This window comes from Dyadobacter sandarakinus, from assembly GCF_016894445.1.
Lineage (GTDB): Bacteria > Bacteroidota > Bacteroidia > Cytophagales > Spirosomataceae > Dyadobacter > Dyadobacter sandarakinus.
Map to the genome: position 1 here is coordinate 3,068,817 of NZ_CP056775.1, position 22,275 is coordinate 3,091,091.

Annotated in this window: 18 protein-coding genes; 11 read left to right on the top strand and 7 right to left on the bottom strand. The window is 49.6% G+C overall.

The window, feature by feature from the left end; translation table 11 throughout:
- The first annotated feature begins 31 nt into the window (after positions 1 to 31).
- Positions 32 to 736 (top strand): RadC family protein, encoded by a 705-nt coding sequence (gene radC / locus HWI92_RS12335; protein ID WP_204655403.1) that lies wholly within the window; start codon positions 32 to 34, stop codon positions 734 to 736.
- Here radC and HWI92_RS12340 read toward each other — a convergent pair whose 3' ends face one another.
- The 4 genes from HWI92_RS12340 to HWI92_RS12355 all read right to left on the bottom strand — a co-directional run bounded on the left by HWI92_RS12340 (position 737) and on the right by HWI92_RS12355 (position 4,157).
- Positions 737 to 1,564 carry an RsiV family protein gene (locus HWI92_RS12340; protein WP_229247900.1) on the bottom strand — a complete coding sequence of 276 codons (828 nt, stop codon included), beginning with the start codon at positions 1,562 to 1,564 and terminating at the stop codon, positions 737 to 739.
- Positions 1,564 to 2,298, bottom strand: a complete 735-nt coding sequence (locus tag HWI92_RS12345; protein ID WP_204655405.1) for a LytR/AlgR family response regulator transcription factor — start codon at positions 2,296 to 2,298, stop codon at positions 1,564 to 1,566. Before HWI92_RS12345 ends, HWI92_RS12340 begins: the two co-directional genes overlap by 1 nt.
- Before the next feature lie 39 nt (positions 2,299 to 2,337).
- A complete protein-coding gene (locus HWI92_RS12350) occupies positions 2,338 to 3,405 on the bottom strand; it encodes a sensor histidine kinase (RefSeq protein WP_204655407.1) in 1,068 nt (355 codons plus the stop codon).
- 107 nt (positions 3,406 to 3,512) lie between these two features.
- Positions 3,513 to 4,157, bottom strand: a complete 645-nt coding sequence (locus tag HWI92_RS12355) for a histidine phosphatase family protein (protein WP_204655409.1) — start codon at positions 4,155 to 4,157, stop codon at positions 3,513 to 3,515.
- Between the two features lie 84 nt (positions 4,158 to 4,241).
- Between HWI92_RS12355 and HWI92_RS12360 the strand changes: the two genes are divergently transcribed.
- From HWI92_RS12360 to HWI92_RS25630, 9 genes are all read left to right on the top strand, one after another.
- Positions 4,242 to 4,667: a hotdog fold thioesterase gene (locus HWI92_RS12360; RefSeq protein ID WP_204655411.1), complete on the top strand. Its 426-nt coding sequence runs from the start codon at positions 4,242 to 4,244 to the stop codon at positions 4,665 to 4,667.
- Positions 4,668 to 4,710: 43 nt separating this feature from the next.
- A complete protein-coding gene (locus tag HWI92_RS12365) occupies positions 4,711 to 5,952 on the top strand; it encodes a chorismate-binding protein (protein ID WP_204655413.1) in 1,242 nt (413 codons plus the stop codon).
- Positions 5,953 to 6,077: 125 nt separating this feature from the next.
- Positions 6,078 to 7,175 carry an efflux RND transporter periplasmic adaptor subunit gene (locus HWI92_RS12370; RefSeq protein ID WP_204655415.1) on the top strand — a complete coding sequence of 366 codons (1,098 nt, stop codon included), beginning with the start codon at positions 6,078 to 6,080 and terminating at the stop codon, positions 7,173 to 7,175.
- A gap of 32 nt (positions 7,176 to 7,207) precedes the next feature.
- On the top strand, positions 7,208 to 10,297 hold the full coding sequence (locus HWI92_RS12375) for an efflux RND transporter permease subunit (protein WP_204655417.1): 3,090 nt from the start codon (positions 7,208 to 7,210) through the stop codon (positions 10,295 to 10,297).
- A gap of 21 nt (positions 10,298 to 10,318) precedes the next feature.
- Positions 10,319 to 11,650, top strand: coding sequence for a TolC family protein (locus HWI92_RS12380; RefSeq protein WP_204655419.1), 1,332 nt, complete (start codon positions 10,319 to 10,321; stop codon positions 11,648 to 11,650).
- A 200-nt stretch (positions 11,651 to 11,850) separates the two neighbouring features.
- A complete protein-coding gene (locus HWI92_RS12385) occupies positions 11,851 to 14,253 on the top strand; it encodes a TonB-dependent receptor domain-containing protein (protein ID WP_204655421.1) in 2,403 nt (800 codons plus the stop codon).
- Between the two features lie 48 nt (positions 14,254 to 14,301).
- Positions 14,302 to 15,132, top strand: a complete 831-nt coding sequence (locus HWI92_RS12390) for a CvfB family protein (protein ID WP_204655423.1) — start codon at positions 14,302 to 14,304, stop codon at positions 15,130 to 15,132.
- 44 nt (positions 15,133 to 15,176) lie between these two features.
- On the top strand, positions 15,177 to 15,407 hold the full coding sequence (locus HWI92_RS12395; protein ID WP_204655425.1) for a hypothetical protein: 231 nt from the start codon (positions 15,177 to 15,179) through the stop codon (positions 15,405 to 15,407).
- Entirely contained in the window at positions 15,400 to 15,804 is a 405-nt protein-coding gene (locus HWI92_RS25630) for a PIN domain-containing protein (protein WP_374757901.1), read from the top strand. Before HWI92_RS12395 ends, HWI92_RS25630 begins: the two co-directional genes overlap by 8 nt.
- Here the strand turns inward: HWI92_RS25630 and HWI92_RS12405 are convergent, their stop codons facing one another.
- Positions 15,805 to 17,127 carry an amidohydrolase family protein gene (locus tag HWI92_RS12405; protein WP_204655435.1) on the bottom strand — a complete coding sequence of 441 codons (1,323 nt, stop codon included), beginning with the start codon at positions 17,125 to 17,127 and terminating at the stop codon, positions 15,805 to 15,807.
- Entirely contained in the window at positions 17,127 to 20,150 is a 3,024-nt protein-coding gene (locus HWI92_RS12410; protein ID WP_204655444.1) for an amidohydrolase family protein, read from the bottom strand. The genes HWI92_RS12405 and HWI92_RS12410 overlap by 1 nt, the downstream gene beginning before the upstream one ends.
- 109 nt (positions 20,151 to 20,259) lie before the next feature.
- Between HWI92_RS12410 and HWI92_RS12415 the strand changes: the two genes are divergently transcribed.
- Positions 20,260 to 20,562 (top strand): hypothetical protein, encoded by a 303-nt coding sequence (locus HWI92_RS12415; RefSeq protein ID WP_204655446.1) that lies wholly within the window; start codon positions 20,260 to 20,262, stop codon positions 20,560 to 20,562.
- An 87-nt stretch (positions 20,563 to 20,649) separates the two neighbouring features.
- On the opposite strand, the gene HWI92_RS12420 is transcribed toward HWI92_RS12415, so the two are convergent.
- Positions 20,650 to 22,245 (bottom strand): peptide chain release factor 3, encoded by a 1,596-nt coding sequence (locus HWI92_RS12420; protein WP_204655448.1) that lies wholly within the window; start codon positions 22,243 to 22,245, stop codon positions 20,650 to 20,652.
- Between the last annotated feature and the right edge of the window lie 30 nt (positions 22,246 to 22,275).

The window sequence follows — 22,275 nt, forward strand, 5'->3', positions numbered from 1 at the left end:
TCCAAAGGGTACATGCTTTTGTATCCTTCCTATGACAGACCGAAGAAAGTATAATCCCCGGAGTATCCTCAGCTGGTTTGAAGAAGACCGGCCTAGGGAAAAGTTCACCAAAAAAGGAAGGTCTGCATTGTCGGATGCCGAGCTGATCGCCATCCTCATAGGCTCAGGTACGGTAGACCATTCGGCAGTGGATGTTGCCAAAATCATCATGAACTCGGTGGGTAACAACATCAATTCGCTCGCCAAGCTGAGTGTCAAAGACCTTAAAAAACACCGCGGCATTGGTCAGGCCAAGGCAGTGACCATCCTCGCTGCCCTGGAACTGGGCCGCAGGCGGAGCGACATCATTGCAGTCCAAAAACGCAAAATCTGCTGCTCGGAGGATGTTTATGAGGAAATGAAGCCTTACCTGCTCGATAAACCCCATGAGGAGTTCTGGGTATTACTGCTCAACCGGGCCAACCATGTTACCCGCACTGCGCAGGTGGGCCTGGGCGGTGTTTCGGGTACGCCTGCGGATGTTAAAATGATCTTTAAGCTGGCTGTGGAACACCTGGCCAGTTCCATCATTCTCGTGCACAATCATCCTTCCGGTCAGCTGATCCCCAGCCTGGCCGACAAGCGCCTGACCGAGCAGATACGGGAGGCGGGACGTATCCTTGACCTTCCCGTGCTGGATCACATGATTTTTACAGATGCGGGCTATTACAGCTTTCGCGACTCTGAAGAATTCTGATCAGAATATGTCTTTTCGGATGATGCCTTCGAGTGCCGTGTAGGGAATGGTAAAATCAATGGCGCCGCGGGCATAGGGGGCAATTTCGTAGGGGTTGTAATAAAACCGCACCCCCTCGCGCGCAAAGATGTAGTTAAGAGGAAGTACAAATGTATGGTTGAGCAGGAAGTACCCCGATTGATCAAGATCGGCCTCCGGGCTTAGTTTTTCCACCTTCCTGAATTCTTTTTCAACAAGCTTTACCAGGGCAGCGGAGTCGGTCACGTAATCTTTCATAGGCCTTTCGATACCTGTTTTCCTGTCAAAAACATGAAAAGACCTGAAACTATTGGGATGTGCACCGCCCACAAAAGACACCTCAAAAAGCTGATAGCACAATGCCTTTGAGGTTGTCATAAGGGTATCGCCTGTAAGCTCCATCATCCAGCAGCCTGGCGCATCGGGATTGGTTTTTTTGAAGCTTTTGTAATTGTTTTCAAAAACCTGAAAAGCTCCCGCTACACTTTCCAATGCCGCGGGATTACTTTTGATCAGATCAGGGTCACCAAAAGCATTGATTTTTTTAATCGTTTTCTGGTTCAGAACGCCGGACATTGTTTTGGCAAGCGTGTCTTCACCCGTCGGCTGCCAAAGGTTGAGCTTCACGTAAATGCCTGCATTGCTGACCGAGTCACAGCTGCCATATTGTTCATGCCTGACAGCACCTGCCAGCTTCCGATCCGCTGTTTGCACCTCTTCTTTCCGGGCCTGCCTGTTACAAGCCTGAAATACCAAACTCCACGAAACAAGCAGAAGTAACCCGAAAAAACGCATTATGTTAGGTATCATTATAGGCTCATCAATTCTTTGAAACGGATCGCCTGCCTTCGCGAGATCTCGATTTTATCGCCGCCTTGCAGGGTTACCAGCAATCCCCCGCTAAACCAGGGCTCAATTTTCTCCACCCAGTTCAGGTTGATGATATGCTTGCGGTTGGCACGGAAGTACGTGATCGGATCAAGGCGTTCTTCGAGGTTGTTCAGAGATTTGAGCACCAGTGGTTTCTGATCGTCAAAATGCAGGCGTACATAGTTGCCCATGGATTCGAAAAGGCGGATTTTACCCAATTTTACAAACCAGCATTTCTCGCCATCTTTTACAAATACCTGGTCATCGGCTCCGAGTACCTTCCCGGCGCGTTCTTCGGAATGCACGTGTACTTCCGGGTGCGACTGGTTTTCCTCGATCCGCTGGATCGTATCTTTCAGTCGCTCATTATCAATGGGTTTCAGCAGGTAATCCAGTGCATTATACTCAAATGCCTTGATCGCATATTCGTCATAGGCAGTGGTAAAAATAACCTCTGGCGTCTTCCCCTCGATGGCAGAAAGCAGCTCAAAACCGTTTCTTCCGGGCATCTGAATGTCGAGAAAGAGCAGTTCGGGCTGCAACTGGTCGATCAGCGTGAGCGCCTCATCCGCATTCGACGCCTCGCCTACAATCTCAATTTTGGTATAAGGTTCCAGAAGCCGCTTCAATTCATTGCGGGCAAGTCGCTCATCATCAACAATAAGTGTTCTCATGGCATATAAGTTAGGAATAATGAAATTTTAGATTTTCGCCTAGTTACCCGACTTGCTTTCCTCTCCTGCCGCCATCACACTTTCGGACAACATCGGGATTTTTACCTCAGAGCAAACCACACCTTCTTTTTCCTGAAAAATCCGGAAAGAAGCACCTTTCCCGTACAGGATGGACAGTCGCTCGGCCGTATTTTTAAGCCCTACCCCACCCGACTCCGTAGTACCAAGCTGGCCCGAGTTCATGATGTGGATGACGAGCAGGTCATTGTCAATATCGCACTGAAGATCAATAAAACCCCCTCGTACTTCCTTCGACACGCCGTGCTTGATACCGTTTTCAACCAGGGTCTGCAGCATCATGGGCGGCACCTGCCAGTAAATAGCCTGCGGGTTGGTTGTGATGGTATATTTCAGACGGTCTTCATAGCGGACTTTTTCCAGTTCAAGGTAATCTTCAACCGTGCGGAGCTCCTCCTGCAGATCAACTGTTTTGCGGCGATCGGCGAGCAGGGAGTTGCGCAGTATGTTCGACAACTGCGTAATGCTCAGCTGCGCCTTCGAGGGATCTTCATACACCAGCGCCCGGATGCTGTTCAATGCATTGAATGTAAAATGGGGATTGAGCTGCGAGCGCAGCACTTTGGCTTCGGCCTCCCGCATGGACATTTTCAGCATAATCTTCTCATACCCCGCAAGCCGTGTTTGCTCAATGTAATGGTACACGGTATAGGAAAGAATCCACGCAAGCAGGTTTTTGCACCAGTTGGCATAATACCCCCAAAAAACGAGCGGCTGATTAAGCAGGTTGTATTCGAGCACCTCCCGATCCATGGGCTGGTTCACCAGCGTCATGATCAGTCCAAGCAACAGTACCGAGCCGATTACCCGCAGCGCCAGCCGGGGCAAAGGAAGCGATGACCAGTTCCATCGCCTGATGACCAGCCTGTAAACATGTGTAAGACAGATTCCGAGCAGAATATTGGCGATGGCCGTGTAGAAAACGCTCAGTTCAAATCCGAATTCGAGTGCGTAGGGTACGTATTCGAACATAACCAGGAGGGTCCACCCCAGGATCTGAAGAGTCCAGTAAATCCTCCTTTTGGACATGAAATTTCGGTTACGCTGAATATTTACGACAATGCGCAAATGTAAAGGCAGGTACCGGCCGGCTCACCCGGAATACACCAAAGGAACTGTCTCTACACAAGCGGCCTTTACAAAGTTTGGGGAATTTCGAGAGAAAGCAAATGCGTGATGTCATTGGATACTTCCAACTCAAACTTTCCGGTGTCGTAAGCGTAGTTGATTTTGTATAGACAAAGATTGCTGTGCTCATACTGGTCCATCTTTTCAAGCGGCTGCTCAAAAAGCGTGGTCAGCAGCACCCGCATGGCGCGGCCGTGCATGGCCACCAGGATATTGCGCTCGTGCGGACGCGAAAGGATCGTATTGATGACGGAAATCTGCCGCTCGCGGACCTGCACGGGGCTTTCTCCTTCTTCGGCAGCCAGGTCTACCTGACCGTTGCGCCAGGCAGTCACGAGTTCGCGATAGTAATTGTTATCACCCGTGTTGGGCTCGCGGCCTTCACGTATTCCCCATGAAATCTCATTGAGGCCTGCATAACTTTCGTGAGGGATCCCCTGCCTGATGAACCCGCGGACAGTCTGATGTGTTCGCTTTAAGTCGGAAGTATATATTTTATCAAAAGGAACATGCTGGTAAGCATTGAAGAACGCGGCCGCCTGGGCTTCTCCCCATTCGTTAAGCAAAGAATCAACCCCGCTTCCCTGAACTACGCCTCTGCGGTTAAAATCGGTTTCACCGTGGCGAATGAGGTATATCGACTTCCTTTTCAATATTTTGTATTATTTAAATATTATTTTTTCAAATACCTTGTTTCTGATTCACAGGACTGATACAAATTTATACATTTTTTAGATATGTTTAACACTTCGGTAACGATTGAAACGCTCCATGAACTCGGCAGGCACACGATCGCTCATCGTATTGGAATAGAATTTACGGAGATTACCAGTGATTACCTGATTGCCAGAATGCCCGTGGATGCACGCACCCACCAGCCCTTTGGCATTCTGCACGGAGGAGCCTCCGTGGTACTGGCTGAAACGCTGGGCAGCATTGCTTCCTACCTCGTCCTGCCCGATCCGTCAAAGCAGCATGCGGTGGGACTGGAAATCAATGCGAACCATCTGAGGCCTGTCCGCGAAGGATTTGTATACGGAAAAGTGACCGCCATCCACGTGGGACGTACCACACATATCTGGGATATCCGGATTACCAATGAAGAACAGAAACTGGTATGCATAAGCCGGCTTACCGTCGCTATTGTAGATGCCGATCGTTAAAGTTATTTTGCATCCATTACCCAAGAGTAACCCCAAAACTTGAATGTTTTCAGTTCAGACAGACACCAGGCTTTCATTATTTGAAGGATTGCAGCCGAATGAGTTGTGGAAAGCGTCAAAAGAACTTGGATTTCCCGCTGCTTTATGGAAGCTTCCTTTTTCCAATGAAGTAAAACTACTGATCTCGCTCAGGGAAGGCGCCCGCAAATGCCAGCCCGAGCTCGATAAATTATCGCCAGGCTTCCTGATGGCAGCTTTTGACCGGAATGGTGGCGATGACGTCCTTTTTCTGGAAGGCGACATTATCCTGTCATTCGCAGAGGATCTTTCCATCCGGCAGGTCGAAAATGCCCTGGGAGAAGAGCATCCCGACGTGCAAAAACTTGTCAGCCTTGCCGAATCAGTTTCCGCCGATACGGTCAGCAAGACGCCCGTCCACTATACAGTTCCCGGAGGTGCCTCTGGCAGCAGGGAGCGGTACGAGCGGATTGTAGCGCTGGCAGTTGCCGCTATCAAACAGAATCATTTTAAAAAAGTAGTGCTTTCAAGAACGAAAGACCTGCCCTACTCCGACCATTTTCAGCCTGCCCGTGCTTTTTACAAGCTCGCAAAGGCTTACCCGCATGCATTTGTATCCCTGGTGAGCCTGCCCGAACAAAATGAGATGTGGCTTGGCGCCAGCCCTGAGGCTCTGGTGCAGCAGACCTCCGACGGTATTTTCAGGACCATGTCGCTGGCCGGTACGCAAAAAGCCCGCAATGATGCAGGTGACCTTATTCCCCGGTTTGACATACGTTGGGGTGAAAAGGAGATCGGAGAGCAGGCGCTTGTGAGCCGCTATATTGTTGAATGCTTTAAAAAAATCCGTTTACGGGAGTACACCGAAACAGGTCCGCGCACCACGCTGGCCGGTAACCTGTACCATTTACGGACGGACTTTGAAGTCGATACCCGGGCATTGAATTTCCCCGAGCTGGCGTCCGTGATGCTCAGCCTGCTGCATCCTACCTCGGCCATCTGCGGGGTACCAAAAGCGCCCAGCCTTGATTTCCTCAGGAAAGTTGAAGGGTATGACCGGTCTTTTTACAGCGGTTTCCTGGGGCCTGCACAGGTTTCCGGCGACACCCACCTTTTTGTCAACTTGCGCACCGTCAGGTTCAAAGACGGGGTGGCTACGTTTTTTGCAGGAGCGGGCATTACCGAGGATTCGGTTCCGGAAAGGGAATGGGAAGAAACGGAACTGAAATGCGAGACGCTGCTGAAAGTAATCGCTACGGAGCTTTAAAAAAGTTTTTTTGGCTTTAAACTTTTAAAGTAGAAAACTATCTAAACCGTTTTAGAATAGAAAGGCCCATCTGTTCAACGCTCAAAAAAAGCCCCTAAACCAGTATTTCCGACAATTTGTCCTTTATGAATGCAGCCGTTTTCAGGTCTGTTATAACAGATATCAAGCATCCGAGACACTATCTATCAGCAGCTTTAATATCGGGTACGCTCCTCGTTACTTTTTCTTGCGGTGAAAAAAAGGATACCTTCCAGCAAAAAGGCAGCGGCGGCCCTACCATGGTTGACGTGATTGTAGTCAAGTCACAGCAGGTGAATGATCAGGTGGAAGTAAATGGCACGGTTGTCGCAAACGAATTTGCCGAACTACGCCCGGAAGTAAGCGGGATCCTTACGTTCCTCCACGTGCCCGAAGGAAAAACTGTTCAGAAAGGCACGGTGATTGCAAGGATCAACAATGCCGACCTGGTGGCCCAGCTCGACAAGTCGAAAATTCAGCTTGATCTTGCCGAAACTACGGAGAAGCGATTGAAGCAGCTGGTGGCCATCAACGGAATTAACCAGGCCGACTACGATCTGGCAGTAAACCAGGTCAATACGCTCAAAGCAGATATGGTATACACACAGGCATTGATCGACAAAACGATCATCCGCGCGCCTTTTACAGGTGTGATCGGCTTACGGAAAGTAAGCGAAGGCGCCTATGTGACCCCCAACAATATCATTGCAACCATACAGCAGCTTTCTGACCTGCGCATTGATTTTACAGTACCCGAAAGTTATCAGAAATATATTGCAAAGGGTGGTACCGTGGAGGTAGCCCTCGACCAGAGCAATCGGCAGAATGCCCGCATCATTGCCCTCGAACCACAGGTCAATGAAACAACCCGGAATATTACGGTACGGGCCGTACTGACCTCGGGCAATACCAGTCCGGGCTCTTTTGCCAAGGTATATCTCCGGTCCAACAATAATAAACCCAGCATCCTGGTGCCTACCAACAGTATTATTCCCGAGGCACAAAGCAAGAAAGTGGTTACGGTAAAAGGTGGCAAGGCCACGTTCGTAACCGTTGAAACGGGCGACCGCCTGGCCGATGTGGTGGAAGTGACCAAAGGACTTCAGCAGGGTGATACCGTAGTTGTGTCAGGCGTATTGTTTGCCCGGCCCGATGCCCCGGTCAAAGTGAGAAGCGTGAGAAATCTGAAAGTGGCAGGTAAGTAGCGGAAGCAACAATTTTTCCCGAGAATGGTCCTATGAATATCTCCGAACTATCCCTAAAACGGCCGGTACTGGCGGTCGTGATGAACCTACTGATCATCCTGTTCGGGGTTGTAGGTTATAACTTTCTTTCCCTGCGGGACTATCCCGCCATTGATCCGCCGATCGTGAACGTGCGCACCAGCTATACGGGTGCCAATGCCGATATCATTGAAAGCCAGATTACCGAACCGCTTGAAAAAAGCATCAATGGTATTCCGGCGATCAAAAGTATCAGCTCATCCAGCCAGATCGGGTCCAGCAACATTACCGTGGAATTCAACCTGGAAGCTGACCTCGAAGGTGCCGCCAACGACGTCCGCGACAAGGTAAGCCAGGCACAGCGGAACCTGCCGCAGGATATTGATGCACCTCCGGTTGTAAGCAAAGCCGATGCGAACAGTGATTTTATCCTCCTCCTGGCCGTACAGAGCCCTTCCAAAGGTTTGCTAGAACTGAGTGATTATGCGGAAAATGTACTGCAGCAAAGCCTGCAGACCATTGATGGCGTAAGTGCGATTAATATTTTCGGGCAAAAGCGCTATGCCATGCGCATCTGGCTTGATCCCGATAAGATGAACGCCTACAACGTTTCTTTCAACGATATCAACAGTACGCTAGCGTCCGAAAACGTAGAGCTTCCCGCGGGAAAAATTTACGGTCAGAGTACCGAACTGACGATCCGGACCATGGGCCGGCTTACGAGTGAGAATGACTTTAAAAATCTGGTCATACGCAATGACAGTACCGGGATTGTGCGGCTGGGCAATCTTGCCAAAATAGAGCTGGGCCCTGAAAATGAGGAGCAAAGCTGGAAATACAACGGCATGTACGCAGTAGGTCTGGCCGTAATTCCGCAGCCCGGCGCCAACTACGTGCAGATCTCCGACGAGTTCAATCGCAGGCTTGCCGAAATTCAGAAATCCAATAAGTCTGACATTACATTCAGCGTACTGATCGACAACACGCAACTTGTGCGGCAGTCGATCGAGGAAGTGGAGGAAACATTGTTCATCGCCTTTGCGCTGGTGGTGATCGTGATCCTTTTCTTTTTCCGAAACCTGCTGGTAGCCGTCCGGCCGCTGATTGATATTCCTATCTCGCTGGTTGCCACATTTTTTGTCATGTATCTGTTTGGTTTTTCCATTAACATTTTGACACTGCTCGGGATTGTACTGGCGACGGGGCTCGTGGTGGATGACGGGATTGTGGTGACAGAAAATATTTTCCGCAAGCTGGAAAGCGGACTGCCGATCCGGCAGGCTGCACTGGAAGGAAGCCGGGAGATTTTCTTTGCGGTAATTTCTACCTCACTCACCTTGGCAGTGGTGTTCCTGCCCGTGATCTTCCTGGAAGGTTTTGTCGGAAGTCTTTTCCGCGAATTTGGTATTGTCGTCGCTTCCGCGGTATTGATCTCCGCATTTGTTTCACTCACCATCACCCCCGTGCTGAACGTATTCCTGAACAGGAAAAATGCGGGTCACGGGTGGTTTTACAACAAAACAGAACCCTTCTTTGAGGGAATGGAAAATGGCTACAACCGTGCACTCAGCGGATTTATGAAGGCTCGCTGGATATCATGGGTGCTGGTTGTGATATGCGGAGTACTGATCTGGTTCACATATTCCAATCTTCAGAGTGAGCTGGCGCCGATGGAAGACCGGAACAGCATCCGGTTTAACCTGTCGGCACCGGAGGGAACGAGCTTTGACCAGATGCAGGGTGTTTCGGACGAGCTGACGAATTTTCTGAATGACTCAGTGCCTGAGCGGGCATTTACATTTTCAGCCACGCCGGGTTTCGGCGGAGGTGGTATGAACAGCGCTACGGGACGAATCGGGCTGGTACCTTCCGGCGAGCGCAGACGCAGCCAGAACGACATTGCGCAGGATATCAATAAAAAACTGGCACGTTTTAACGACGCCAGGATCTTTGCCACCCAGGAGCAGACCATTTCCGTGGGGATCGGATCCAGAGGTTCGCTGCCTGTACAGTTTGTCTTGCAAAATCTTGATTTTGAAAAACTTTACGACGTCTTGCCAAAATTCCTGGAAGAAGCCCGTCAGGACCCTACATTCCAGAACGTCGATGTCAACCTGAAATTCAACAAGCCCGAAATCAGGCTTACGATCGACCGTCTGAAAGCACGCGATCTCGGACTCTCGACCACCGATGTGGCGGCAACGATCCAGTCAGCATTCAGCGGGCGGCGCCTTGCCTATTTTATCATGAATGGCCAGCAATACCAGGTGATCGGGCAGGTTGAGCGCGATGAGCGCAACAAGCCGGCCGACATTGAGAAACTGTATGTCCGCAATAATCGCGGAGAAAATATCCCGCTTACTGCAGTAGTTAAAATGGAAGAACAAAGCGGCCCGCCGACCATTTACCACTACAACCGGTACAAAAGTGCGACCGTCTCTGCTTCATTGGTGGAAGGAAAAACAATTGGTGACGGTGTAGAGGCCATGCGCCGGATCGGCAACAAGCTGCTTGATGAAAGTTTTCAGACTTCACTGACGGGACCTTCGCGCGACTTCGAAGAAAGCTCATCCAATACCAGCTTTGCATTCGGACTTGCCTTATTGCTCGTGTACCTGGTGCTCGCGGGTCAGTTTGAAAGCTTTACAGATCCGTTTATCATCATGATCACTGTGCCGCTTGCATTGGCTGGGGCCTTGCTGAGCCTGTATGCATTTGGACTTACCATCAACATTTTCTCGCAGATCGGGATGATCATGCTGATCGGGCTGGTGACGAAAAACGGGATTCTTATTGTTGAGTTTGCAAACCAGAAACGGGAGCAGGGCATGAGCAGGACCGCAGCTGCAATTGAATCGGCCACCCAGCGACTACGTCCTATCCTGATGACGAGCTTAGCTACGGCTTTCGGCGCATTGCCCATTGCATTGAGCCTGGGCGCGGCTGCTACCAGCCGGGTACCACTCGGGGTTGTGATCGTAGGCGGACTTACATTTTCACTGATCCTGACGCTCTTTGTAATTCCGGCTATTTACACCTTTATTTCCCCTAAAAAGCACAAAGTCACGGAAGAACAGAAAATGGCCCAGGAAATGGCCGTTTAGATCCATTTTATTACTATTTGCATGAACCTTCTCGGATTTTCTACCAACAAAAAATACATACCCCTGTTGCTGCTCCTGTGCGGGACGCCCGCATTCAGCCAGCAAACGACCGACAGCCTGCAGATCACCCTTGATGAGGCCATAGCTGCCGCACTCAAAAACAACTACGAGATTGAAATAGCCAAGAATAATGTTGAGGTCAATACGGTCCTCAACAACTATGGGGTGGCAGGCGGGCTGCCACTGGTAGCTGCGAATGCCAGTAACACCGAGCAAATCACCGAGATCAATCAAAAACTGACGGACGGAACCGAGATCAACCGGAATGCTGCCGCGGGTAACAATACCCAGGCAAACTTGTCGGCGGGTATTTTACTTTACAATGGCCGGAGGGTTGTGGCCACCAAAAAGCGCCTTGGTGAACTGCAGCTGCAAAGCCAGGAACTGCTCAACTCGCAAATCCAGAATACCATTGCACTGGTGATGACCAGCTATTATGACGTGGTGCGTCAGCTTAGCTATCTGAATACCGTGCGTGTATCCATACAAGCCTCAGAAAAGCGGCTCGAAATCCTGAAAGTGCGTAAAGAGGCCGGCATGGCCAATAATGCGGATATTTTTCAGGCACAAATTGACCTGAATACCCTCAACCAGACTTTTCTTGACCAGCAAATGATCGCACAGGTAGCGAAAACAGAGCTGCTGCGCGTAATTTCTATGGATCCGAAAGCGGCAGTGTCTATCCGTGACACGATTCTTGTGGATGGTACCATGGTACTTGACGACCTTTTGCAGCGGGTTGTTGTCAATCCCGACGTAAAGGCTGCTGATCATCAGATCCGCATTAATGAGCTGATCGTGAAGGAAACAGCTGCGCTGCGGTATCCGACCGTGCGCTTTAACACGGCATATAATTACTCCCGTAACCAGAGTGCGGCAGGTTTTACCCTTTTGAACCGGACCGTCGGGCCCAATGCCGGACTGACCCTTTCTGTGCCCATTTACAACGGATCGGCATTCAAACGGCAGCAGCAGGCAGCAGAGATCAACACGGAAAGTGCAGTACTGAGGCGGGATATCATTGTGAGAGATTATAATGCGGGTATGGTTAAAATGTACCAGACCTACGTCAGCTCGCTGGCACAGCTGGAAACCCAAAAGCAGAATTATGAGCTCAGCCGGCAGCTGCTGAACCTTACTTTACAACGGTTTGAACTGATACAGGCAACCATCATCGACGTCAGGGAGGCACAGCGGAGCTTTGAAGACGCCGGTTACCGCCTGATCAATCTGAATTACGCAGCCAAAGCAGCAGAAATTGAATTGAAACGCCTCGCGAGTTCCCTGCAATAATATTTACTGATACCAACACGGATAAGCCGTAAATACCTGTAACAAGGGTATTTACGGCTTTTATTTGTGGGGATGGCACAGGATTTGGACTGTTCATGCCAATGACATTAAAAACAGATTAAATCCGGGGGACTTACAGCCGGTTACTTACCATTGTTTTTTAATCCGGCCTTTGCAGGTCACACCAATCCGCCAGACTTATGAAGCATGCTCTGCTCCTTGCCGCATTATTTTACATTTCCATCGCGACCGTTTGTGCACAGGACGAACCGGCTCCTTCCCAAACCATTTCGGGAAAACTGGAAGATACCGGTAAAAAGCCCGTCCCGTTTGCCAATGTCGCGTTATATAATGCCGCAGACTCCACTTTGCTTGGGGGCAACACTTCGGATGAAAACGGGCAATTTTCAATTGCAGCAGAGCCGGGAAGGTATTTTATCAAAATCACCTTCATGGGACTGGACGAAAAAGTAGTACCGAATGTAAATGTGGACCGGCAGAACCTTGACCTGCAAACGATTACGATGTCGGCTAATGCGAAAACATTGGAAGAACTGGTTGTAAAAGGAGAGAAAAGCCAGATGGAGCTGCACCTCGACAAGCGTGTTTTTAATGTGGGCAAAGACCTCAGCAACATCGGGACCAATGCGTCGGATATCCTCAACAACATGCCCTCGGTAACCGTAGACGTGGACGGAAATGTAGCCCTGCGGGGCAGTCAGAATGTAAGAATTCTGATTGACGGAAAACAGTCGGGTATGGTGGGCATTAATCCTGCGGATGCTTTGCGGCAGATTCCAGCTGATTTGATTGAAAGCATTGAGATTATTACCAACCCTTCGTCCCGCTACGATGCGGAAGGTGAAGTGGGCATTCTGAATATTGTAATGAAGAAAAACGTGCGCTACGGGCTCAATGGGTCGTTCACGGGTACCGCCGGATACCCATATAATTTCGGAGGCTCGTTCAACCTGAATTTCAGAAAAAAGAAGGTCAACTTTATTGCAAATTATGGTTTGATGTACCGCGAAGGGCCTGGCCGGGGTAATTCCAGACAGGCGTACACAGGTGCCGATACGAGCTTTGTATACGAGCAGCATAGCGAACGCAACCGGGGCGGCTACTCCAACAATGTCATGGCAGGTCTGGACTATTTTGTTAATGATTTCAACACCATTACTGCGACGCTTTCATATAGAAATTCGCAGAACAAGAACAGGTCAAACCTTACCTACCGTGATTTCGATTTTAACAATACCCTTACGCAAACCGTCACGCGCAGCGAGCGCGAAACCGAGCCGCGTACCAACCTGGAAGCGGCGCTGAACTACCGGAAAACTTTCGAACGCAAAGGTCAGAGCCTCACGATTGACGCCAAATACATTCTGAGTGATGAAACTGAAGCATCCAAATACCTCGAATCATCCAGCCTGGATGCCGCCGCGATTGCGCAGCGTTCCTATAATACGGAAGATGAAAAGAATTTTCTGGCCCAGCTGGACTACATTCACCCGATCGGAAAAGACGGCAAAGTTGAAGCAGGACTAAAAACGTCGGTACGCCTGCTCGACAATGATTTCTCGGTGCACCAGCAGGACAGTGAGCAGCGCTGGATTATACTGCCGGAGTTTGACAACTATCTTGCTTATCATGAAAAAATACACGCGGGTTATGTCATGGCCAGCAACCAGTTTGGGAAAATCTTTGTCCAAGCGGGATTGCGGGGAGAGTACACGGACATTCTGACAGAACTGAAAAAGACCAATCTGAGGAACCATCGGGCATATTTCAATCTTTTTCCAAGCGTTCATTTGTCGTATAAAATAAAAGACGCACAAACCCTGCAACTCAGTTACAGCTACCGGCTGAGCCGCCCGGGGTTCAGGGATCTGCTGCCTTTTTCAAGTTTCAGCGATTCGCGCGTGTTCAGGGCGGGAAATCCGTTGCTTAATCCCGAGTTTACGCATTCCTTTGAGGCAGGTCACCTGCTCAATATGCCTAAAGGAACACTCCTGTCGAGCATTTACTACCGCCACAGGCTGGGCGTGGTGGAGAACATTACCGCTGTGGATTCTGTGGGGTTCACCACGATTACGCCTGTCAACCTGGCTACGGGTGACTCGTATGGCTTTGAATTCAACCTTACTTATGATCCTTTTTCCTGGTGGAAGATGACCGCGAATGCCAATATTTTCAGGGCGGTCAATGAAGGTATTTACAATGATCAGGTACTGAAAAGTGATACCTACACCTGGACAAGCCGGGCAACTTCCAGGTTTACCCTTTTTCGCAGCGTCGATTTTCAGGCATCCGTCAATTATCGTGCTCCCCGCAAAACAACGCAGGGCCGCGACCTGTCGATGTACGCGATAGACCTCGGACTTTCGCGCGATATCTTGAAAGGTCGGGGCACCATTACTGCCAGTGTACGCGATCTTTTCAACTCCCAAAAAAGGCGCAGCATTGTTGAAAATGCGGGTTATTATTCCAGGTCTGAGTTCCAGTGGCGTACCCGGCAGGCGATTGTCACATTGTCCTACCGGCTGAACCGCGCAAAGGAAAAGCAATCCCGCGAGCGTGAAGAGAATAATGAAGAATACTGATGCAAGCACGAAAGCGTTACATTTGCGTGGTACAATGCAGATAACAAGATGCTTTTCATAGGAAAATACAATGACCTGACCGTGCAGCGGTCGACCAGCGTAGGGATGTACCTGCGGGATGTGGAGGGCGAGGAAGTACTCCTTCCGAACCAGTATTTAACGGACGATATACACCTGGACGCGACGATCAGGGTGTTTGTATACCTTGACTCTGAGGATCGTCCGGTAGCTACGACGGAAACGCCTAAAATCATCCGGAACCAGTTTGCTTATCTCGAAGTGAAGGATGTATCGGAATATGGGGCTTTTCTGGACTGGGGACTGATCAAAGATCTGTTTGTGCCTTTCCGCGAGCAAAGCGTACCTATGCAGGCAGGTGAATGGTACGTGGTATTTCTTTATCTCGACCAGAAATCGCAGCGTCTGATCGCTTCTTCGAGAGTAGACCGGTTCCTTGAAAACGAGCGGCTCACGGTTCAGGAAGGTGACGAGGTTGACTTGCTTGTATATCAGCAAACGGACCTGGGCTATAACGTGATTGTAAATCAGTACCATAAAGGTCTGGTGTACCAGAATGAAGTTTTCCGGCAGCTTGGCCCCGGCGACGCACTGAAAGGGTACGTGAAGAAAATCCGGGAAGAGAACAAGCTGGATATTTCACTGCAAAAGTCTGGTTATGAGAGCATTGAACCTACTGGCCAGGATATTCTGAATGAGCTGAAAAAATCAGATGGTTTTCTGCCTCTTTCCGACAAAACCAATCCCGAAACAATCCAGCGGGCTTTCGGGATCAGTAAAAAAGTATTCAAGAAAGCAATCGGCGGATTATACAGGGCGGGTTTGATCAGGATTGAAGAAGATGGGATACGGCTGGTGTGAATGTCTGATCAATTTTTTAAATTAAACAATTAATCCTTATTGCGATGATAAGAAAGATTGTTGTTCCAACCGAAAACAGCTACATACTGGTTTTACCGGATGAGATGATTGGTCGTGAAGTTGAGATTCTGGCTTTTTCTACTCATGAAGGATTTGTTGACAAACCAGTTACATCTTCACAAAAGCCAAATAACTTACGGGAGATTTTTGAGGACGTGCGGGTTGATTTAAGCGGGTTTAAATTCAACAGAGAAGAGGCAAATGACTATGAGTAGCCCCTTTGCCCTGGATACCAATATTCTTGTCTACCTGTACGATTCCAATAGTAGTTCAAAAAGGGCAATCAGTGAATCGCTTGTGGAACAAGGGCCTTTAATATCGGCTCAGGTAGTATCGGAATATTTAAATGTAACGAAAAGACTGTTGAAATTACCCAAAGAAAGCACCTTCGCAAGGTGCCGGCAAGTCTTCGACTTATGTTCAATTGTCCCGATTACTAATAAACACATACATCTCGCAGCAGAGCTTATCAGTCAATACGATTTACAAATCTTTGATTCCATTATTGTAGCATCTCTCCTGGATACGCAGTGCACAGTGCTTTATTCCGAAGACATGCAGCATGGTTTATGGATCAAAGGCAAGATCCGGATAGTAAACCCGTTTGTTTAATCACTTCGTCCCATACTTTACCTTATACTTCTCGTACAGGCGCTTCTGCTTGTCGTCCAGATTTACTTTTCCCCCTTTGATATAAACCATCTGCACAGCATTTGTCCGCATGTCAAGGATATCCCCTTCTGACACGACAAAGGAAGCATCCTTGCCTTTTTCCAGGGTACCTGCCTGGCGTTCCGCGCCAATGATTTCAGCGGCATTTTTAGTGATCCATTGAAGGGCATCCTCGGGTGTTACCTCCGTGAATCCGGACGAAGTACCGGCCAGAAATGCCAGGTTGCGCGTACGCCACCACTCATCGGCATAAGAAACAGCAACTTTAACCCCTGCCTTGTGCAAAAGTCCGGGTAGTTCATAAGGCAGGTACACATTGTCGTCCACACGGCCAGGCAGGCGGTGTGAGGGGTTCAGGATGACGGGTATTGCGTTTTCTTTCAAAAAGCCGGCTACCTTGTACGACTCGTCACCTCCCACAATGACGACACGTTTCACACCCACTTCCCTGGCAAATTTGACAGCCTCGATGATATCCTTAGCATAATCAGCCCGTACGTACAGGTTTGCTGAGCCTTCAAACAGCGGCTTCATGGCCAGCAACCGAAGGTTTACCACATCGTGCTGCGCCTCTTCGGAATATGCCTTTGCTTCGGCAAACGTAGTTTTAAAGAGGTCGAGTACCTGCTGCCTGTTCTCATTCCTCTTGACGGTAACCGAAAAATCTGCCGGGTTGAAGGTGCTGGCCAGAAAAGACGGCCAGTTCAGCCAAATACCATCATCTTTTTTTAGAACAGCATCCTCCCAATTCCATCCATCCGTATAAAACACCGATGATGAGCCCGAAATAATTCCCCCCTGAGGTACCGACTGGGATAATACAATCCCGTTTCCCCTTAATGTCGGAATCACCTCAGAATCGGTATTGTAAGCAATCAGTGCACGTACATGCGGATTGATCTCCCCTACTTCGTTAAAGTCGAGCGTAGCCCTTACAGAGGCTACCTCCTGCAAACCAACCGTCGTATTGAGCGAAATCAGGCCGGGAAAAATATGCTTCCCTTTAACATCCACTACTTCTTGTCCGGTGCCGGTGATGCTGCCGGCCGGGCCTACCTGGGTGATCACGCCTTTTTCGAATGCAATACTTCCATTCTGGATCACTTGTCCGTTACCCACATGGATCGTAGCACCTGTGAGGATTACGGGCTTTACCTGAGATGTAGCGGGTGCCGGGTTCTGCGCCAGGATACTTCCTGAGATCAGGAGTGTGCAGGCCAGCGCGGCTATTTTAATATCAGTAACCTTCAACATCGCTTTCATTATCTTGATGCCTCGCTTTGAGTGTCCATACCTATAATATCCTCGCAATGCCACATCTTAGGCTGTGCCGACTGCGGCTTTTGTACCGGCTTACCAGACGCTTTTTCGTCGAGCATCTTCTGGATCAGCCGTTCCCGCTCTTTCAGCATGCTTTTTTGCTTTTCGAGGTCTTTGTTTCTATCAAAGTAAACCGCGCCCTCAATCATCGTAAACTCCGGCCGCGCATATACGGATAGCGGATTTGCGCTCCATAGCACCAGATCCGCATCTTTGCCTTCCCGGATGCTCCCGATGCGTTGGTCCACATGCAATAGTTTCGCAGGGTTCAGGGTCACCATTTTCCAGGCTTCCTCCTCTGGTACGCCGCCGTATTCCACTGTTTTGGCCGCTTCCTGGTTCAGCCTCCGGGCCATTTCAGCATCATCAGAATTAATGGCCACGGTAATGCCCTGGTGGTACATCAATGCTGCATTGTAGGGAATTGCTTCCTTTACTTCCATTTTGTAAGCCCACCAGTCTGCAAATGTGGAACCGCCGATACCGCGCTGCGACATCTTGTCGGCCATTTTATAACCTTCCAGGATGTGGGTAAACGTATTGATCTTAAATTTCAGAGAGTCGGCCACATGCATCAGCATATTAATTTCCGACTGCACATACGAGTGGCAGGTGATAAACCGTTCACCGGACAATATTTCAGCCAATGCATCCAGTTCAAGGTCGCGGCGGGGCATTGCATTCTTTTTGGGAGCAGCCTGGTAAGCTTTCCATTTCGCAGCGTATGCTTTTGCCCGAAGAAAGTGATCAAAATACACCTGCTCCACACCCATACGGGTTTGCGGGAAACGGGTACGCACGATATCGCCCCAGTTGGATTGCTTCACATTTTCCCCCAATGCAAATTTAATGGTCTTGGCTTCGGGAATCAGCAACTCGCTCTGCCCTGCACCCCATTTCAGCTTTACCAGTGCACTCTGCCCGCCAATGGAATTGGCCGACCCGTGCAGCAAATGAGAAGTAGTAACTCCACCCGCAAGCTGCCGGTAAATATTGATGTCGTCGGGATTGATGACATCACTCATTCGCACCTCAGCCGAGCTTGACTGTCCGCCTTCATTGATTGCAAAAAGCGCAATGTGTGAATGTTCGTCGATAATGCCGCTGGTCAGGTGCTTGCCCGAACCATCGATTGCGGTTGAGCCGGCAGGAGCAGCCAGTGACTTGCCTACCCTGGCAATTTTGCCATTTTGCACCAGTACATCCGCGTTTCCAACAATACCTTCCTTTTCATTGGTCCAAACCGTAGTATTTCTGATCAGCACCGTGCTGCTTTTGGGAAGCTCTTCGTTCCCGAAACCGACAAAAGGATATACAACTTTACCCAGTTCAGGCTGCTTGGCCGCGGCAGAATCTTTTGCGACAGGTGAAACAAATTTTTCCGTAAGGTTTGCATTCCACGATACGATCGACCCATCGGGCATTACACCCTCCCCTGCCAGGCCGGTACCTGCCCGCCAGCCAGTCAGCCGCACGGTTGCGCCGGTCTTTTTGTCGGGCTGGTAAGTAATTGTCAGCAGCTCATTGGCCTGGATAACTTTCGGGGTAATTTTAATACTGTCCTGGATAATTATTTTATAATCAGGCTTTTGGGGAGTGCCCGTGATCTGTATTTTGCCTGAGGGCTGATTGTTAACAGCAAAAGTGTAAGTCCCCCGGAGGTCCGGCGCATGCAGCGGTGCAAGGATAAACTTTTTACCCTGAACCCAGTTTTCATAGATTACCGCTTCTTTTGAAAATATATCGTCTGAGGAAATCAGAAAATTAGCGAGGTAGCCTTCTCTAAGACTTCCGATCTGATTTTCGGCTTTGATTAACCTTGCAGGCAGGATGGTCAGTGCTTCCAGTGCTTTTTCCTTTGAAAGCCCGTACTCCACTGCCATGCGCAGGTTTTTCCAGAAATCCCCTTTGTTTTTCATACCCGCGAGCGTCAGTGCAAACGGAATATCGGCTTTTGCAACTTCGGCTGCATTGGCTGGTGCCAGCTCCCAATGTTTAAGCTGGGCCATACTGATCACATCTGCATCCCAGGGGTCTGCCACGTCATAAGCCTCGGGAAAGTTAAGCGGCAGGATCAGGGTAGCCTTGGTATTTTTAATCTCCTTAATGCGCTGGTACTCGTCTCCGCCTCCCCGAATGATATACTGTATACCAAATTCATCCCCGATCCTGTCTGCGCGCAGCACGCTGAACTTGTCATTTGCTTCAAAAAAAGAAGGCAGTGACTTGATCTGGTTAAATGCTTCCAGAGAGATGTTTGCTTCCTGGGTTTTACCTGTCTTGGCAAACCAGTCTGCGTCGTAGTACGTCTGCCGCAGCAAGGCTGCAACACCCATGGTTGAGGACGGGTATGTTTGCGACGACGTACCTTTGCTGAAAGAAAAATGAGAGGATGCCCTGCGGTTCAGCAATGCTATGTTGGCAGGCTCGTCGGTCAGGGTCACCAGCGTTCCGCTTCCCTGGACAATACCATCGTGTAAATGGGCCAGGACAGTACCAAAACCTAATTTGCGCAACTCTGCGGCCTTTTTTTCATCGGGTGTAAAAAGCTGGCTTGCATCATTTTCAGGCTGTATCGACTGGTTCCAGCCAAATGCTCCCTTTTTATTGGATTCAAGCTGGGGTGTCTGCCTTCCCGACGCCGGCCGGTCACGCTTTACTTCGGGCATGCCGTAGTCTGAGTCCAGATCGATGAGCGACGGGTAAATGTATTTTCCTTTCAGATCAATCACCACCGTGCCGGCCGGGACTTTCACCTGCTTCCCGACGCCACGTATCAGGCCGTTCTCGATCAGGAGCGTAGCATTGGCAAGGGTCGTTCTCGCATCGGTTACAATGGTGGCATTGGTAAATGCATACCTGCCCGAACGTTCGTCAAATGCGCCATTTTGAGGGAAAGTCTGCTGCCCGAAACTTACAAAGCTGAGCATCATTCCCGCCAGAAAGGTGGATAGCTGTTTAATCATTTAGTACACCGTTGTTTTACAAATAAGAAAGACAATATACTATCTTCCCGTGAAAGTAGGGACGACCTGCACTTTGTAACTTGTAAATACATTAGAAAATCTTTCTACGATGACATACGAAGAATTTACAGAAACGCTGCCTGCATCAACACCGCCCGGCCATATTCCTGAACTTCTGAAAGCCCTCTGGTACGATGCAAAGGGCGATTGGGAAGCAGCGCACAACATTGCGCAAAGTAAAGAAGGCACCCGGCCTTACGATCGCCTGCACGCCTACCTGCACCGGGTAGAAGGCGACACCTGGAATGCAGGATACTGGTACAGGCGCGCCGGAAGCGAGGTATTTACGGGAACATTGAAAGAAGAATGGGAGTATCTGGTGAAGAATCTCCTGCAAACTGAGAACATGTAATCTCAGGTAGGATAGTAGGCTATTTAATGCAAATGAAAACGGACAGACTTGAAAGCCTGTCCGTTTTCATTTGCAATTCCATGTAGTTTACACGGCCATTTCCGTCTTGAACTCGGAGGTGAAATGGAAGTGGATCGCGGGATTATTTTCCCGGTTCATACGGATCATCCAGTCCGACTCGGCCAGGAATACCGGGTTGCGGTCTTTGTCGTAGGCAATCTGGTTGCCTTTCAAACGTACAAACTGGTCCATCGCAGGCTTATCGTCGGCAGTAAGCCAGCACGCACGTGAAACGCTCATGGGTACCCACCGGCACTTGGCACCATACTCGTGTTCCAGCCGGTACTGGATTACATCAAATTGCAGCTCTCCTACTGTTCCTACAATCTTGCGATTCCCGAGATCCAATGTAAAGAGCTGTGCGACACCTTCATCGGTGAGCTGCTGAATGCCTTTTTCAAGCTGCTTGGATTTCATGGGGTCCATATTGATGAGCTCCTTGAAAATTTCGGGCGAAAAGCTGGGGATACCCGAAAACTGCAAGGATTCACCTTCTGTAAGGGTATCACCGATCTTGAAGCTTCCTGTATCGTAAAGCCCTACCACATCACCGGGAAAGCCTTCGTCCAGCACGCTCTTGGCCGATGCCATAAAGCTGAACGGACTTGAAAAACGCACTTCCTTACCCAAACGGACATGTTTATAAAACTTGCCACGCTCGAATTTTCCTGAACAAATCCGTAGAAAGGCGATCCTGTCGCGGTGGCGCGGGTCCAGGTTTGCGTGTATCTTGAAAACAAACCCCGTAAACTTCGGCTCCAAAGGATCCACTTCGCGCACGTCGGTAGGACGGGGCTGCGGAATGGGTGAAATTTCACAAAAAGTATCCAGCAACTCCTTGATCCCGAAGTTGTTGATTGCACTTCCGAAAAATACGGGTGCCAGCTGGCCTTTCTGATAAGCTTCTTCCGAAAACGTGTCATATACCCCTTCCACCAACTCCACATCCTCGGTCAGCTGCGATGCGTCACGCTCGCCAAGCAGGTCGGTCAGACCTTCATCTTCCAGGTTTACCTGCACTACGTCCCGCTCTATTTTAGTTTTATTGATCCCAAAAAAGTAGAGCATCTGCTCATAGAGGCTGTAAACGCCCTTGAAATCATTACCCATATTGATCGGCCAGGTCAACGGACGCACGCGGATGCCCAGCTTGGATTCGAGCTCATCGAGCAGCTCAAACGGGTTTCTTCCCTCCCGGTCGAGTTTGTTGACAAACACGATTACCGGCGTATTGCGCATGCGGCATACCTCCATGAGCCTCTCGGTTTGCTCCTCCACGCCTTTTACGCAGTCGATTACCAGGATTACACTGTCCACCGCGGTGAGCGTACGGTAGGTATCCTCCGCAAAATCCTTGTGGCCCGGCGTATCGAGGATATTGATCAGCAGATCCCTGTATTCGAATGTCATTACCGACGTAGCCACCGAGATACCCCGCTGCTTTTCAATCTCCATAAAGTCGGAGGTGGCTGTTTTCTTGATTTTATTGGACTTCACTGCGCCCGCCGTCTGGATGGCCCCGCCAAAAAGCAGCAGCTTTTCGGTAAGCGTGGTTTTTCCGGCATCCGGGTGGCTGATGATCGCAAACGTGCGGCGCTTCTTGATTTCTTCTGTATTACTCATAGGACCTTGCAGGGTCAGCTTTGACGAAAA

What these genes read in the sequence shown, in the direction of transcription:
- radC (WP_204655403.1), top strand. Translation starts at nt 32, where the DNA reads ATGACAGACCGAAGAAAGTATAATCCCCGGAGTATCCTCAGCTGGTTT.
- HWI92_RS12340 (WP_229247900.1), bottom strand. Translation starts at nt 1,564, where the DNA reads ATGATACCTAACATAATGCGTTTTTTCGGGTTACTTCTGCTTGTTTCG.
- HWI92_RS12345 (WP_204655405.1), bottom strand. Translation starts at nt 2,298, where the DNA reads ATGAGAACACTTATTGTTGATGATGAGCGACTTGCCCGCAATGAATTG.
- HWI92_RS12350 (WP_204655407.1), bottom strand. Translation starts at nt 3,405, where the DNA reads ATGTCCAAAAGGAGGATTTACTGGACTCTTCAGATCCTGGGGTGGACC.
- HWI92_RS12360 (WP_204655411.1), top strand. Translation starts at nt 4,242, where the DNA reads ATGTTTAACACTTCGGTAACGATTGAAACGCTCCATGAACTCGGCAGG.
- HWI92_RS12365 (WP_204655413.1), top strand. Translation starts at nt 4,711, where the DNA reads ATGTTTTCAGTTCAGACAGACACCAGGCTTTCATTATTTGAAGGATTG.
- HWI92_RS12370 (WP_204655415.1), top strand. Translation starts at nt 6,078, where the DNA reads ATGAATGCAGCCGTTTTCAGGTCTGTTATAACAGATATCAAGCATCCG.
- HWI92_RS12375 (WP_204655417.1), top strand. Translation starts at nt 7,208, where the DNA reads ATGAATATCTCCGAACTATCCCTAAAACGGCCGGTACTGGCGGTCGTG.
- HWI92_RS12380 (WP_204655419.1), top strand. Translation starts at nt 10,319, where the DNA reads ATGAACCTTCTCGGATTTTCTACCAACAAAAAATACATACCCCTGTTG.
- HWI92_RS12385 (WP_204655421.1), top strand. Translation starts at nt 11,851, where the DNA reads ATGAAGCATGCTCTGCTCCTTGCCGCATTATTTTACATTTCCATCGCG.
- HWI92_RS12390 (WP_204655423.1), top strand. Translation starts at nt 14,302, where the DNA reads ATGCTTTTCATAGGAAAATACAATGACCTGACCGTGCAGCGGTCGACC.
- HWI92_RS12395 (WP_204655425.1), top strand. Translation starts at nt 15,177, where the DNA reads ATGATAAGAAAGATTGTTGTTCCAACCGAAAACAGCTACATACTGGTT.
- HWI92_RS25630 (WP_374757901.1), top strand. Translation starts at nt 15,400, where the DNA reads ATGAGTAGCCCCTTTGCCCTGGATACCAATATTCTTGTCTACCTGTAC.
- HWI92_RS12405 (WP_204655435.1), bottom strand. Translation starts at nt 17,127, where the DNA reads ATGAAAGCGATGTTGAAGGTTACTGATATTAAAATAGCCGCGCTGGCC.
- HWI92_RS12410 (WP_204655444.1), bottom strand. Translation starts at nt 20,150, where the DNA reads ATGATTAAACAGCTATCCACCTTTCTGGCGGGAATGATGCTCAGCTTT.
- HWI92_RS12415 (WP_204655446.1), top strand. Translation starts at nt 20,260, where the DNA reads ATGACATACGAAGAATTTACAGAAACGCTGCCTGCATCAACACCGCCC.
- HWI92_RS12420 (WP_204655448.1), bottom strand. Translation starts at nt 22,245, where the DNA reads ATGAGTAATACAGAAGAAATCAAGAAGCGCCGCACGTTTGCGATCATC.